6 protein-coding genes are annotated in these 15,029 nt (G+C 75.0%); all 6 read left to right on the forward strand.

Features of this window, described 5'->3' with window-relative positions; genetic code table 11:
• Window positions 1-449: 449 nt before the first annotated feature.
• From IPN03_04355 to IPN03_04380, 6 genes are read left to right on the forward strand one after another with little or no spacing between them, the layout of a single operon-like run.
• On the forward strand, window positions 450-1,319 hold the full coding sequence (locus IPN03_04355; GenBank protein MBK9372961.1) for a hypothetical protein: 870 nt from the start codon (window positions 450-452) through the stop codon (window positions 1,317-1,319).
• Window positions 1,316-3,634 carry a hypothetical protein gene (locus IPN03_04360; protein ID MBK9372962.1) on the forward strand — a complete coding sequence of 773 codons (2,319 nt, stop codon included), beginning with the start codon at window positions 1,316-1,318 and terminating at the stop codon, window positions 3,632-3,634. Before IPN03_04355 ends, IPN03_04360 begins: the two co-directional genes overlap by 4 nt.
• Window positions 3,634-11,223 carry a hypothetical protein gene (locus IPN03_04365; GenBank protein ID MBK9372963.1) on the forward strand — a complete coding sequence of 2,530 codons (7,590 nt, stop codon included), beginning with the start codon at window positions 3,634-3,636 and terminating at the stop codon, window positions 11,221-11,223. Before IPN03_04360 ends, IPN03_04365 begins: the two co-directional genes overlap by 1 nt.
• Complete coding sequence (locus IPN03_04370; protein ID MBK9372964.1) at window positions 11,220-12,737, forward strand: hypothetical protein; 1,518 nt, start codon at window positions 11,220-11,222, stop codon at window positions 12,735-12,737. The genes IPN03_04365 and IPN03_04370 overlap by 4 nt, the downstream gene beginning before the upstream one ends.
• Window positions 12,734-14,449 (forward strand): hypothetical protein, encoded by a 1,716-nt coding sequence (locus tag IPN03_04375; GenBank protein MBK9372965.1) that lies wholly within the window; start codon window positions 12,734-12,736, stop codon window positions 14,447-14,449. The genes IPN03_04370 and IPN03_04375 overlap by 4 nt, the downstream gene beginning before the upstream one ends.
• 9 nt (window positions 14,450-14,458) lie before the next feature.
• A complete protein-coding gene (locus IPN03_04380; protein ID MBK9372966.1) occupies window positions 14,459-14,962 on the forward strand; it encodes a hypothetical protein in 504 nt (167 codons plus the stop codon).
• Window positions 14,963-15,029 lie beyond the last annotated feature (67 nt).

The following is a 15,029-nucleotide window of genomic DNA, read 5'->3' on the forward strand; positions in this document are numbered from 1 at the left end:
CGACGACGCTCCGGTCCGGTCCATCGCGCTGCCTCCGGGAGGCGAGATCGCCTCGGGCGGCGAGCAGGGGCTCCGGCTCGTCTCCCGCGGAGGCTCGGCCCCCCGCCTCGTCGCCACGCCCGACCCGTGGGTGGAGAGCGTCGCGGTCCTCGGGGACGAGCTCTGGGTCGCGACGGCCGCGGGCGCGGCGCGCGGACCGCGCGACGCAACGCGCCTGGCTCCCGTGACCCGAGGCGCCGACGCGACGTCTCGGCGTCGCCTGGGACGGCGCCCTTCGCTTTATCCCCTCCGGCGGCCCACCGCGCGTCTCGGCTCTCCTTCCCGACGGGTCGCGGCGCGAGACGCCGGCGCCAGAGCGGTTCCGCCGCCTCCTCGTCGTCGCGGGTCGCCTCCTCGCCGACGGCCCCTCGGGCCTCAGCCGCTTCGATCCTGCAAGAGGGTTCGAGCGCGTGCGGGAGGCGCCACCGTCGCTTCCGAATCCCCACGTCAACGCCCTCGCGACCGACGCGGCGCGCCTCTATCTCGGCTTCTTCGACGGCGGTCTCGCCGTCGCCGACCCGCGCGGGGCGCCGCTCAGCGCGAGCGCGTTCCCCTCGGGGGATGCCTGGGGCGTCAACGCGCTGCTGCCGATGGGCGGCGTCGTCTACGCCGCGACGCTTCGTGGCGCGTTCCGGATCGCGGAGGGAAAAGCCCGCCTGCTCGAGGGCGCAGGGGCGGCGTTCTCCCTCGCCGCCACCGGTTCCGGCCTCGCAGTCGGCTACGGCCAGGGAGTCCTCCTCCCCGGCCCGAGGCTCCTCTCGGCCTTTCACGGCCTCCCGGGAAACCAGGCCTACGCCCTCGCCGCGAGCGGCGAGGCGCTCTGGGTCGGCACGCCCACCGGCCTCGGGCGCGTCGAACGGCGGCGCGTGACGGAGCGCGTCCTGCCCGGCGAGGGGAAGCTCCCTCACCCGTGGGTCACGGCGCTCTGGACACGCGAGGACGGACTCTGGGTGGCGACCTACGGCGGCGGTCTCGCGGTCCGCCGCGCGGGGGACGAGGGCACTGCGTGGGAGAGCTTTCCGGAGACGCGCGGGCTGAAGGTGAACGCCGGCGCGCTCCTCGGCCTTCCCGACGGCCGCCTCTGCGCCGGGACGCAGGGCTCCGGCGTCTGGTGCTCCGACCGCTCGCGCTCGCGCTTCGCGCGCGTCGATCTCCCCCTTCCGTCGCCCGACGTCTTCGCCCTCGCGGCCTTCCCGAGAGAATCTCCCGACCTCCTCTTCGTCGGCACCTCGGAAGGGCTCCTTCGCCTTCCGGCCGACGCCCTTCCGGAGACACGATGAAAAGAGCCGCCCCGCTCCTCCTCCTCCTCGCCGGGCTCCCGGCGTTCGCGCAGACCGGCCTCCTCGTCCCGACCTCGACGGGAAGGCCCGACCCGCGCGTCCTCTCGCTCCGCGAGATGACCGTCGACGTCGGCGTGGCGCGCGGCGTCGCCCGCGTGAACGTGCGGCAGGTCTTCGAGAACCACACGGGGGAGATCCAGGAGGGAACCTGGCGCTTCCGCCTGTCTCCGTCCGGCGCCGTCGGCGACTTCGCCGTCTGGGACGGGCTCGTGAGGATTCCTGGCGTCATCGTGGAGAAGAAGCGCGCCCGCGCGATCTACGAGGAGCTGACGACGCGGCGGATCGACCCGGGCCTGCTCCAGCAGGGCGAGGAGGAGGACCCGGCGGGGGGCGGCTCTTCGCGGCCGTCCGGCGGCGCGGTCTTCTCGGTGAAGGTCGCGCCGATTCCCGCGTGGGGAACGAAGCGGCTCGAGATGCAGTACCAGGAGGAGGTGCCCTGGGCCGACGGCGTCGGGGAGCTCCGTATCCCGCTCCGTCCCGGCGAGGGAGAGCCGACGAGCGCGGGACGCCTCGAGGTGACCGTGACGCTCGAGGACGGCGCGTTCCTCGAGCCGCCCGCCGCGGCGCTTCCCCTCGCCGTCGCCGGAAAGACGGCGCGTTTCAGCGCGAGCGACGTGCCCCTCGCCAGGGACGTCGTCGTCCGCATCCGGCCTGCATCGTCCGCGCCGCTCGCCTTCTCGGCCTTCCGCAGCCCCGACGGCAGGCTCCCCGACGGCCTCGCCCTCGCGCCGTGGGAACGCCTCTCCGACGTCCCTCCCGAGAAGGACGGCTTCTTCCTCCTCGAGCACCGCCCCGCCGCGCACGCGGCGGCGCCAGGCGCCGCCGCCGCGCCGGCCCGAAAGCCGCTGTCCGTCGCGCTCCTCTTCGACACGTCCCTCTCGACCCGCTGGGGAAGCCTCGAGACGGGGTGGGCCTTCGTGAACCGGCTGCTCGCCCGCCTCGGACCGGCCGACCGCCTCGTCGCCGTCCCGTTCGACCGCTTTCCGGTGCCCGATCCGGCGGGCCTCCTCTCCGCCACCGATGCGACGAAGAGCGCAGCGCTGGCCACCATCCGCTCCCGGCTCCTCGCGCCGGGAACGGACACCGCCGCCGCGGTCCGCGCCGCCGCGGCGCTCCTCCCGAACGACCTCTCTGCCCGGCTCGTTCTCGTCACCGACGGAACCGAAGCGCCCGGCGACCTCGCGAAGGCCGCTCAGGGGCGGCCGCTCTTCACGGTCCTGACCGGCGAGGAGAGGCGCGAGGCCTTCCCCGCCGCCTCCCGCCAGGTCCTCCCTCTTCCGCCCGGCAGCGCGTCGCAGCCGCCGGCCGGAGAAGCGCTGTTCCTCGCGCAGCTCCTCGCCGACCTCCCGCGCGAGGGGGCGAAGGCACGCTCGGAGGCCGACCTTCCCTTCGCGGTGAAGGGGGCCGACCCGAAGCTGCGCGACGTCTACGGCGTCCTCACGCAGCCTCCTCTCGCCGGCTCCCTCTCCGGCTGGGTCGGCCGCTACGGACAGCCGGCGAAAACGACGATCGCGCTGGCCTCCGCGACGGTGCCGGCCGACTTTCCCGAGAAGGCCCTCGACGCGCGCGACCTGCCGCGCCGCTGGGCCCGGGCCCGGGTCGACGACCTCCTCCGCAGGATCGAGCTCGAAGGGGAGAAGCGCGAGTGGGTCGAGGAGATCCTCGAGCTCTCCCGCCGCTACAAGTTCGTCACGCCCTACACGGCCTTCCTCGCGGCTCCCCGCTCGCTCCTCCGGCCGCGCCGGATCCAGCCGGGAGACCCGATCCTGAGGATCGAGGCGCTCCCGGGAACGGCCGCGATCGCCGCCCTCCTCCCCTTCGGCCGGAAGCTCGACCTGACCCGCCGCCCGGGCTCGAACCTGTGGGAGGGGCGGTTCCTCGTTCCCGACCGCACCGCGGACGGACCGATGAACGTCCGGATCGTCCTCCGCGACGAAGGAGGCGCGACCACGGTCGAGACAAAGCGCGTCGTCGTCGACGGCACGCCACCGACCATCACGCCGACGCTTCCCGACGGCGCGACGGCGGGCTCGACCGTGACGCTCGCCGCGCGCGCCGACGCCGACGTCATCGCCCTCACCGCCCGCGTCGGCGACGGCCTGCCCGTGCCGCTCCGGTGGGACGGGCCGGCGAAGGCGAGCGTCGGCGAGCTTCTCCTTCCGCAGGGAATCACCGGCTCCGTTCCCGTCCTCTTCGAGGCGATCGACGGCGCGGGAAACCACGGGTTCGCCCGCGCGACGCTGAGGGTCCGCTGATGTCACGAACACTTCGCGCAAGGCGGCCGTTCTTCCTCCTTCTCGCCGGCTCGCTCGCCTTCTCGGCGGCCACGCGCCCCGCGGCGCTCGACGCGACGGCCTCGCTCGTTCCCTGGACCGACCTCACCGACGCCGACGCGCTCAGCTCGGCGCTCGTGAGGAAGGCGGTCGTCGACGGCCGGACCGTCCACTACCCGACCCCGACGAAGGAGCTCGCGGCCGAGCTCGAGGCACGCTCCGCCGCGGGAGGCGAGGTCGCCCTCGCCGCGCTGCGTCACCTCGCCGAGGCGCGCCGCGAGCTGGGCGATCTCGCGGGAGCCGAAGAGGCGCTCTCCCGCTGGGCCGCAGGAAGCGGTGGGAGGGCGTGGGCCGAGGCCGCCAGCTGGGGCGCCCTCTACCGTCGCTGGCCCTTCGCGTTCTCCGCCGCGAAATCGGCGATCGCCTCCGACGCCCCCGAGACGCTGCGACGCTCCGTCGCCACCGAGCGGATCGGCTGGGCCGACGCGGACCCGACGCTCGCGGACCCGCTCGCCCTCAGGGCCGAACGGGCCGCTCTCTTCCCGTCCGACGCCGGGTACGTCGAGGAGTGGATCCGTGCCCTCGAGAAGGCCGGAACGCTGAAGGAGGCCGACGACGCGCTCCGGGGCGCAAACGCGCTCCCCGAGGAGACGCGCCTCCTCGTCCTCTCCGACCTGAAGGGCGACCACGGCGATGCCGGCGGCGCCTTCTCCGTTCTCGAGGCGTTCGTCGCCGACCCGGCGAAGTCGCCCTCCTCGCGCGCCCTCGTGGCCTTCGCGCGCCGGGCCGACGCCGTGGCGCTCTCGCGGATGGAGGCCCTGCGCCTCGGCCTCGAGAAGGCCTTCGACGCGCGCTCCGTGACGCTCCTCGCCCGCTGGTTCGAGGGAAAGGGGCGGAGCGACCTCGCCCTCGAGCTCCTCGCGCAGGTCGAGCTGCGCCACGGGCCGGGCCTCGCCCGCGAGGGCCGCCTCGTCCTCGCGAGGCTCTTCGAGGCGCTCGACGCGATCCCCGAGGCCTTCCGCAGCCGCCTCGCCGCCGCGACGTCCGGGACGGAGGCGGAGCGGCTCGACGACCTCGCCGAGCTCGCCCGCCTCGCGCTCGCCGCCGGCTCGCGCCCCATTGCCTGGGGCGTCCTGAACGACGAGCCCTATCGCTGGGCGGCGCGCACCGACGTGACGCCCGGCTTCACCACGGCCGGGCTCTCCTTCCTCCTCACCGGCCTCGCCCCCGTGGACGCGCTCGCCGAGCTGGAGGCGCAGCGCCTCCCCGAGAAGACCCTCCGCGCCGGCCGGCTCCTCATCGCCGAGCTGCAGCGACGGAGCCCGAAGCACCCGGCACTGCCGGGCCTCTACGTGAAGGTGATGGACCGGCTCGTCCAGCGCGGCAAGGGCGAGGAGGCGCTCGGTCTCCTCGCGAGGGCCGAAGGCGGAAACGCGGCCACCCGCGCCGAGGCGCGCCGCGTGGCCCTCCTGGCGATGCGGCAGACGAAGGCGCCGCTCGAGCGGGAAACGCCGCTCTGGACCGAGCGGCTCGCGCTTCTCGCGCCGGACGGCAGCGTCCCGGGGTCCGGCGAGGGAGCCGGCGCCGAGACGGTTGAAGAGGGCACCGAGGGCGAAAGCGGCGAAGAGAGCGAAACGAAGAGCCGGCTCGCGAGCGGAGCCCGCGTGGACGCGTACGACCGGGTCCTGAACGAGGCGATCGTCCGCCTCGACGACCGCGACCGCTCGCACCGCGCGAGCCTCTCCCTCCTCCTCGGCGAGATGGACCGCCTGCCGGGCGCCGAATCCGTCTGGCTGAAGTCCGTCGACCGGATCTCCTCCTGGAAGCTCGACGACGACCTCGAGCCCCGCTATCGCAAGGCGATCGCCGCGTTCGAGGGGCCCGAATGGTGGAAGAAGCTCGCGCGGTGGTACGCGCGGCGGCAGAGGACGGCGGACCTGAAGGCTCTCGGAGAGGAGATCGTCGCGAGCTTCCGCGGGTCGGCCCTCTTCTCGCGCGACCCGATGCTCCAGGACGCCGTCGTGGCCCTGGAGCAGCAGCCGAACCCGTACGTTCTCTTCTCCGACTTCCTCGCCCTGCGCGCACTCCAGCGCTTCCCTTCGAGCCCGGCCGTCCTCGAGCGGGCCGAGTCCCGCCTGCTCGCGCGTTCGTCCTTCGACGCGCTGAAGGCGAAGCGGCCCCAGGACGTGAAGGACCGCGCCGTCGTCGACGACGCGCTTCTCGCGCTCCGCCGCGACGCCGTCCTCTGGGCCGACGCGCCGCGGCGCGGCCGCTTCCTCGACGCCCTCGTGCGGAAGGGAGCGCTCGAAGCGTTCCTGCGGCGTCTCGAGGAGACGCCCGCGAAGACCCCCGTCGAGAACCTCCTCCTCCTCGACGGCTGGGTGCGCCTGTCGCACTTCGAGAGGGCCGTGCCGTTCGCCGAGGCGCTCTCGGAGGCCTACCCGGGCGACCCGGTGCGGGCCTCGGAGGCGATCTCGCTCGAGCGTTCGCTCTCGGCGTTCTCCCCGGAGCGCGCCGCCGCCGCCGAGGGAATCGCCGCGCGGGCCGCCGCCGCCGCCGCGGACCCGTCGCCGTTCTGGACGCCGATCGGCGAGATGTGGCAGGACCTCGAACGCCCCGCCCCGGCGGGAGACGCGTTCCGGAGAGTCCTCGCCGCTGCGCCCCGGGATCCCGAGACGATCCTGGAGACGGCGACCGCATTCTGGGACTACGGCCGCTTCGGCGAGGCTCTCGCCGTCCTTTCCGAAGGCCGGGCACGCATCGGCAGGCCCACGCTCCACGCCTTCGAGGCGGGAGTCCTCAAGGAGGAGCTGCGCGACCGCGACGGCGCGATCTCCGAGTACGTCGCGGCGCTCGCCGACGAAGGGGACGGCGGCTGGCGGTCCCGGCAGCGGCTCGGCAGGCTCGTGGGCCGGGTCGCGATCCGCGACCTCCTTCTCTCCCGGATCGCCCGGCTCGGCCCGGGGAGACCCGCCGACGAGACCGCCCTCGTCTCGTTCATCCCGCTCGTCGGCCTCGATGCGACCGGGGAGAACGATTGGGACGACTGGATGGACCTGCCGAACGATCCGGTCGCCCGCGCCGCGCGAGCCTCCCGCCGCGAAGAGTCGACCCCTGCCGAGCGGCAGGGAACGGCCGCCGTCGGCGAAGCCCTCTGGAAGAAGACGCTCGACATGGCGCCGCAGGCGACGAGCCCCGCGTTCCTCTCCTCGGTCCGCACCTGGTCGGGCTCCCTCGCGAGCGCCCGCTGGGCCGGCGCCGACGGGGCCACCCGGCTCGAGAGCACCCTTCTCGCCCGCGAGGCCGAGCTCCTCCCGACGGAAGAGGCGCGCGTCCCGAAGGAGGCGGCCCGCGCCGCCTGGCTCCTCGAGCGCGGGCGCGCCGACGACGCGAAGGCCGCCTGGGCCCGGCTCCTCCCGCGCGTCGACGCCCTCCCCGACGGCGCGACGAAGCTCCGGACGCTCGCGACCCACGCCCGGTTCCTGGAGGCGGCGGGCGGGGACGCCGGAGGCGCCTTCCGCGACGCGACCCGGCGCTTCCCGTGGTCCCTCGGCCTCCTCGAGGATCAGGTCGCCTACCTCTTCCGGGCCCGGCGCGACACCGAGGGCCTCGACGCCCTCGAAGCGGCGGCCCGGCGCGCGGCCGAGGGTCACAGGGAGCACCTGACCGAGCGCCTCGTGAACGAGTCGCTCTCCCGCAAGGACCTCGTGCGCGCCCGCAGGGGCGTCGAGAGGCTCCTCTCCTTCACTCTCGAACCGCGCGCGCGCGTGAACGCCCTCGCCCTCTCGGCCCGCCTCGCCTGGCGCGAGGGTGGCCCGCTCGACCCGATCGCCTTCGCGAAGGCCGAGGCCCCGAGCCTCCCCGAGCCGCTGAGGCCGGACCTCTGGGCCGCCCTTGCCGGCGCCGCCCGGGACGAGGGCAAGCTCGACGTCGGCGTCGACCTCTACATCGAGGCGCTCAACCGCCGGACCGAAAGGGAATGGCTTCGCGAAGCGTGCCGTCTCGCCGTCCGCGCGCAGAAGGCGGACGTGCTCCTCGGCTTCTTCCAGAAGCAGCGGGCTCGCAGCCCGCGGGACGTGCGCTGGGCCGTGGCCGTCCGCGAGATCCGCGCGTTCCAGGGAGACCTCGAAGGCGCCGTCGCCGCCGCGCGCGAGGCCGTTTCCGTCGCGCCGGAGCGCGAGGAGCTGACCCGCGAGACGGTCGCGCTCCTCGAGCTCCAGGGGCGGTTCCGCGAGGCGGCCGATTTCCTCGAGGCCTGGGCGAAGACGCGGCTCGCGGACGAGGGCGTCGCCTCGTGGCGCGCGTCTCTCTACGTCCGCGCCGGCGACGTGCGGAAAGCGCTCGCCGTGGACCGCGCCTCCATCGCCGCCGTCCTCGCCACCGGCGCCGAGAACGCCGAGGAGGAAGCCGGGCGGCGGACGGCCCGCGCCGCGCGTCGCTACCTCCGCCTCGGCCGCGCCAATGCCGCGTGGGAGCTCGCCGCTCCCGGCGGCGACCCGGCCCGGGTCGTCGAGATTCCCCTCGGAAACGCCGAGCGCGCCGAGATCGCCCTGCGCGCCGGCGCCTTCCCGCGCCTCTTCGCCCGGTACGCCGCCGACGAGGAGTTCCTCCAGGAGACCGGGTGGGCCTTCTCGCGCATCGCGCTCCCCGAGCAGCGGGAGGCGCTCGAGAAGGACCTCCTCGGGCGGATCTTCCGTCCCGGCGGGACCGTCGACGATGCCGCCGTGGCGCGGCTGCACCCCTACGCCGAATCGGCGGGGCTCACCCGCTTCGACGAGGCGCTCTCCAGGAAGCTGCTATCGGCCGTTCCGCCGGCGAGGGCGTTCTGGGGAAGCGAACCGCCCGAAGCGTTCGTCGCCGGCCTGCGCCCCGTCGAGTGGGCGAGCGCGAAGGACGGCTCGAACCGCCTCCGCCTCGTCCGCTCCGATTTCCACGCCGACTGGGTGAAGTTCCTGGTCGAGCGCGCGGACGACGACGCGCTGCGCCCCGCGCTCGCGCCGCTCGTCGCCGACTTGAATGGGAGGATCCTCGGCGCCGCGCCCGTGACGAAGGCCGTGCCGTACGCCTCGTGGTTCCCCGTCGAGCCCTTCGCGCGCCTCGCCGCCCGCCCCGAGAACGCCGAGTGGAAGGCCGGCGTCGACGGCTGGTTCCGGACGACCGGCGCGTGGAAGCGGTTCCTCGCCGCCTCCGACTCCTCGTGGAGCGTGAAGCCTCTCGTCCCGCTCCTCTCGACCGCCACGCGCCGCGCGTACTTCCTGCGCGGCGCGCCGGCGCCTCCGCCCGGCGTTCCCGAGAGCCCGCAGCGGCTCGCGCGCCACGCCGCCGTCGACCGCGTCGCCGACGCCCTCGAGGCGCTCGTCGCGAACGCTGCCGGGGCCTCCGCCAGCCCCGACGTCGCCCGCCTCCGTGGCCCGCGCAGCGTCGACGAGGTCCTCGGCGCAGGTCCGCGCTTCACCTGGGCCGAGCTCGCCTCGCTCCCGGGCGACCGCGGCGACGACCTCGTCACCGGGTCGGGAGTCGACGCGGGCCGCGCCCCGGCCCGCCTCTGGGGCCTTCGCCCGTCCGCACCCTGGTTCGTCCTCGAATCGCTCTCCCGCCTCCGCGAACGCTCTGCCGACACGCCGGGTGTCCCGCTCGAAGCCGCCGCCCGTGGAGGCGAGTCGGCCCGCGCTCTCGCCGCCGGGCGCTCCGCCGAGGCGCTCGGCGATCTCCCGCTCGCCCTGGCCCTCGACGAAGCCTGGTTCAGCGACCTCTCGCAGGCCGACCGGCTCGCCCGCCGCCTCCGCCTCCTCGTCGCCACCGGCGGCGAATCCGGGAAGGAGAGGGCGAACGTCCTCCTGGGCGCGGAGGTCCGCGCCCGACAGGCGAAGTCCTCGGAGTCGCTGCTGCGGGCCTGGGAGCGCAGCGCCGAGCCGCTCGGGCTCGCCCCGCCGGTTTCTCACCTCGACCCGGCCCAGCCGGTCGCCGCCGGCCTCCTCGCGTTCCTCTGCGACCGCGAGGGACCGGCCGCCGTCGCGGCGCTGAAGCCCACCGACGAAGCCGAATACCGTGGCGCCCTCGGCGCCCGCTGGGGAAGCCGCATCGAGAGCCTCCCGGCCGATCGGCTCGACTTTTACCTTCGAGAGGTGTGGGCCCACGACGCGGGGGCCTTCCCCCTCGCGGCCGCGTCGAGGCTCCCCGGCTTCGTTCGGCATGCCGCGCCCGTTCTCGCTCGCCTCGACGCGCCTCTGCGCGCCGACGGCCTCGCGGCAGCCCGGGCCCTCCCCGACGCCACCCGCCTGGCCGACGTCGCCCGGCGCGCCGGAGATCTCGGCCCGGAGCTGGACCTCCTCCACCTCCGCGCCGACGTCGCCCGGGCCGACGACGCGGCGGCTCTGACGCGCCTCGACAGGATCGTCGAGCTGCCGGGCGGCCTCGTCGCCCCCCTCACCCTCGCCGAGCCCGACCTCTCCTCGTCGCTCGAGGGCACGGAGGCCCCGGTGGCGCCCCGTGAGGGCGGATCGCCCGTCCTGCGCGCCTTCCGGATCGTCCGCGACGCGAAACGTCCCGACCTCCTCGCGAAGGCGACGGCCCTGCTCCTTCCACGAGTCGAGACCAGGCTCGCCGCCGCGGCGGCGCCGCCAGACGTCTGGGAGCTGGCGTTCGAGCTGAAACCTCCTGTCGATCGACCCCTTCTCCTCGCCGAGCTGGAGAGAAGCTGGGCGCGGGGCGAGTGGTATGGCCGCGACCAGATCGCCGCGCTCGTCGCCGTCCTCGCGCGGAAGGAGCGTGCCGCCGGGCTGAAGTGGTTCGCGAGGATTCCCGAGCCGGTCTATTTCGCCGAGGCCCGGGAACGCGCCACGCTCCTCGTCGCCCTGAAGGACGTCGACGGCGCCCGCGGCGAGTGGGTCGCCGCCCGCGCGCGCATGGCACTCACGCAGGACCAGGAGCTCTCCGCGTTCGACGCCTGGCGGCGGCTCGGCGGCGACTCCGTTGCCGGCGCGCCGGCGTGGTGGACCACCGCGCGTCCCTTCTGGCACAGGAAGGGGTCCGACTTCGCGTCCTGGGGCGGCGACCTCGCGAAGCATCTCGCCCTCCACCCGTACGACCGCCACGCGGCCCGCGTCGTCTATCGGAGCCTCGCGCCCGCACCCGAGCGTTTCGTCGCGCCGGCCGCCCTCGCCTCCGGCGGAACGGAGGACAGCGTCACCCGTTGGCGCGTCGCGCGCGCGGAGCTCGCCCGCTCCCCGGCTGCGGCCCGCGCCGCGCTCCGCTCGACCTGGCTGGACCCCGACGAGCTTCGCCAGCGGCGCTTCCCCGCCGCCGAAGCCGAGGGGCTCCTCGGCGACCTGGCCCGCATCGGTGCGGCCACGCGCGACGAGAACCTCGCCGACCGGGCTCTCTCGGCGCTCGAGGACCGGCGCGCCGCCTCCGTTCCCACGCTGCGCGTCGAGCTCGCCGCGCTCCGGCTGAAGGCGGCTCCGCGCCCCGAGACCCTCCTCGGCAGCGGCGTCGCGTTGACGCGCCTTCTCCCCAAGGACCTGACCTGGGAGCTCTACGCCCGGGTCCTCAACGCGGAGGACGTTCCGTGAAGACGCTCGCCCTTCTCCTCGCGCTCGGCACGACGACGGCGGCGGCCGCCACCGAGCCGCTCCTTCCGCTCCCCGAGGCCCCCGTCGTCCTCTTCTCGAGCGACCCCGCCGCCCTCGACAGGGTCCTCGCGGGCGGGCTGCGAGCCGCGCTTTCCGGCAAGGCCGGCGCGGAAGACCCGGTCATGAAGGGCCTCCGCCAGACACGCGTCGGCGCCAAGCTCGACGAGCAGTGGGCCCTCTTCGCCGCCGATCTACCACTGTCCTGGACCGAGATCGCGGCGATGAAGCCCACGGCCCTCGGCCTCGCCCTCCTGTCGGCGGGAAACCTCGAGGCCGTCCTCGCCATCCGCACGCCGCTCGCGCAGCTTCCCGTCACGCTTCCGGCGGGCGAGGCGCGCTCGCGGGCTGGTGTGACCTATGCCGTCGTCGCGCGCGGAGCCGGCGACGAGCGGACGCTCGACCGCCGCATCGGCCTCGCCTGGGCGCGCGTCGACGGCACGCTCCTCCTCGCCACGAGCGAGCGGGCCCTCCTTCTCGCCCTCGACCGGGCCGCGGCGAAGCAGGGCTACGCCGCGTTCCTCCCCGGCCTCCTCTCGGCGCGTCTCGACCTCACCGCTCTCCGCGGCGACCGCTACTTCCGCCGGGAGTTCCTCTTCGCCGAAGGGCTGGAAGGATCAGAGAGCGGAATCCTCCTCTGCGCTTTGCGCGAGGAGAACGGCCGCCTCGTGGAGGTGCGTGAAGGAGAGGCGGCTGCCGGTCCCGCCGCGGCCCGATGGAGCCTCGACGGCCGGCGCGTCGCCGCCGCCGGCTGGGAGACCTCCGGCCGCCGCTTTCCTTCGGCCCTGCGTCGCGGCCTCCTCGAGCCGGTGCCGAGCCCGGCCTCTCGCCCCGGGCTCGCCCTGAAGCCGCTCCCCGATCCCAACGCAGCGCAGGGAGAGCGCTACCTCGTCGACCTCACGAAGCCCATTCCCGCCTCCGGTGAGGGCGACGCCGCGGAGCTGCCGCGCTGGGCGGCGTTCCTCGACGGCCTTCCGGTCGAAGGGTGGGGCTGGGAAGCCGGAGCGGACGGCTCCCGGCGGGTTCTTCTCAGAGTGCCTCCGGCGAAGGAGGACGAGCTCGTCGACCTCGCGAAGGCGACGCTGACGCGGCGCGCGGGCGCGGCGATCCCGGCGCCGTCCCGGCTCGACGTCGGCCCGGCGCTGCCGGGTCTCGCCTGGGCGCGACGGGGCGACTGGCTCTGGCTCGCCGCGAGCGAGAGCCATCTCGCGGGCGTCCCGGCCCCGGCGCAGGAGCCCGGCCTCGTCCGCTGGAGCCGCCTCGACCTCGACGCCGTCCGCGCCGAGAAGGGCCCGTGGCGCGACGCGGAGGGCGCCTCCTTCGAGGGGCGCGTCCGCCCCTTCTCCGACCGGATCCTCGGCCTCCTGGGCTGGGCGCCGAAGACGACGTCGGTGACCGTCGAGAGACGCCAGGAGGGGAGCCGCTTCCGGGAGCGGGTCGTCTTCGCCTCGAAGTGATCCTCGCCGCGCTCCTCGTCTTCCGCCTCGCGGGAGATGTGGTCTCCCCCGGGGCGGAGGCGGCAGTGCCCCGTCCCGTCGGCTCCCTCCAGAAGCCCTGGGTCGTGGCGGCCTGGGCACGAGCCCACCCGTACGACGAACCGCCCCGGCTGGACTGCACGGCCCGGTCCCGCTGCTGGAAACCGTCGGGGCACGGGCGCGTCGACCTGTCGCGCGCTTTTGCACAGTCGTGCAATGCGTATTTCCTCGCCCTCGCGCGCGCCACGCCGGAGGACGTCCGCGCGCGCACACTCGAAGGCGCCGGGTTCGCGCTCTCCCGCCCCCTCTCTCCCGAAGCCACGATCGGCCTCGGGCCGCTCGACGCCCTGCCCCGCGTCTCCCCCGCGACGCTCCTCGGTGCCTACCGCGATCTCCTGACGCGCCCCTGGCCGTCGCGCGACGCGCTCCGCCTCGCCCTCGTCGACGGAATGCGCGCCGCCGCCCTCGACGGGACGGGCGCGGCCCTCGCGCAACGCGGCACCTTCGTCAAGACGGGCACGGTCCCGGCGCTCGACGGCCGGCCGCTCGCGACCTCTGGCTGGGCGCTCGCGGCCTCGGCCGGGGGCGAGAGCCTCGTGCTCGCGCTTCTGCCCGACGGGACCGGCGCGATGGCGGCCGCCGCTCTCGGCGAGGAGCTGGGGAGAGAGGGACACACCGCGACGATCTCAGCCCGCGCCGAAGCCTCGCGCGGGCGCCCGATTCCCGCTCTCGTCCGCGTCCGGCTCCTCGAGGCGCTCCGTCCTGCCGAAGTGACCGTGTCGAACGCCGGCGAGGCCCCCGTCCGGATCCGCCGTCCGCGCCGCGGCGACGCGTGGCAGGGCCCCGGTGCGACCGTCGCCGCCGAGCCCGGTCTCGGGATCGGCCCGGGTCTCCTCCGTCTCGCCGTCGCGCCGTACGGGCTCGTCCGGTTCGTCGAAGGGACCCTGGAGATCTCGGGGAGAGCCGGCTCTCTCGGCGTCGTCCTCACCACGACGCCCCGCGCGTGGGTCGACGGCATCCTGCGCGGAGAGCTGCGCGACGGCTCACCCGGGCTGCGCGAAGAGCTCGGAGCGGCGGCGCTTCGCTTCCTGCGCGCCGGGACGCGCCATGGCCGCGACCACCTCTGCGACTCCACCCACTGCGCCGTCTTCGCGGGGCGCGGCCCCCTCGTCACGTGGGTGACGCCGCGACAGGCCGAGATTCCCGCGTCCGCCAAGGGCGCGCCCGCGCCGGCGCTCCTCGGCGAAGCCGCCTGGAGCCGCGTCCTCTCCATCTCCGAGCGGCCCGGTCCGTCCCAGTTCACCGGGCATTGCGGCGGGACGCCGCTCTCGTCGCACGAGGTCTGGGGAAGCGGCCCGCGCGAGGCTCCTCCCTGCCCGCGTCACGGGGCCGCCGACGACGCCCCGTGGGAGCGCCTTCTCCCGGCGTCCGCCCTTCGTTCCGCTTTCGGCGGGCCGGTCATCGAGCTGCGCACGCTCGTCGCTTCGGGCGTGCGGAAGACGCGCGTGACGACGGACGCGCGCTCGGTCGACCTCCTCTACGACGAGCTGCACCGCGCGCTCGCGCCGACTCTCGGGTGGGATGCGCTTCCTTCGCCTCCCGACGCGTTCCAGCGGACCCCCGGGGGGGTTATCGCCCGGGGTCGCGGGCGCGGCCACCGGGTGGGGCTCTGTCTCGCGGCCCCGTTCCGGTAGTCTCGGCGCGTGAGACCGATCCGGCTCCACTCCCGCCTCGCCAAGCGCTCCCGCCGCGGATTCCGCGGTTTCCCGGCGGCCACGGTCGCCTACTACGGCCCCGACGACACGAAGGCCACGAAGGCCGTGGTGACGATCGTCCCCGCAAAGGACGCCGAGCCGGCACACCAGACCATCTTCACCGCCGAGACCGGCGATCTCCGCGAAGACCCCTTCACCGGAGACCTGATCGTCGCATTCGTAGAGCGGCACGAAGCCCTCAGCGTTTTCGTCGCCGATGAGATCCTCGGCTGCCCGCACGAAGAGGGCGTCGACTTCCCTGGGGGCGGGACCTGCCCCGCCTGCCCCTTCTGGGCGGAGCGAGACCGGTGGGCCGCGACGAAGGAACGCCTCGGCGCGGCCAGGGGAGAGCTCCTGACGCGGGCCATCGCCGAGGTGCGGGCCGAAGAGGCCGAGGAAGAGTCGAAAGCGCAAGGTCCGTCGGAGGAGAGACCGGGAACGGGAAAAGCCTGACCGCCCTCTGTTCCGGCGCACGGGTCATGCAATTCATCGGTCGCCCGTTCCGGCCAACCAGCGGCCT

It is taken from the genome of Holophagales bacterium (assembly GCA_016719485.1).
GTDB lineage: Bacteria > Acidobacteriota > Thermoanaerobaculia > UBA5066 > UBA5066 > UBA5066.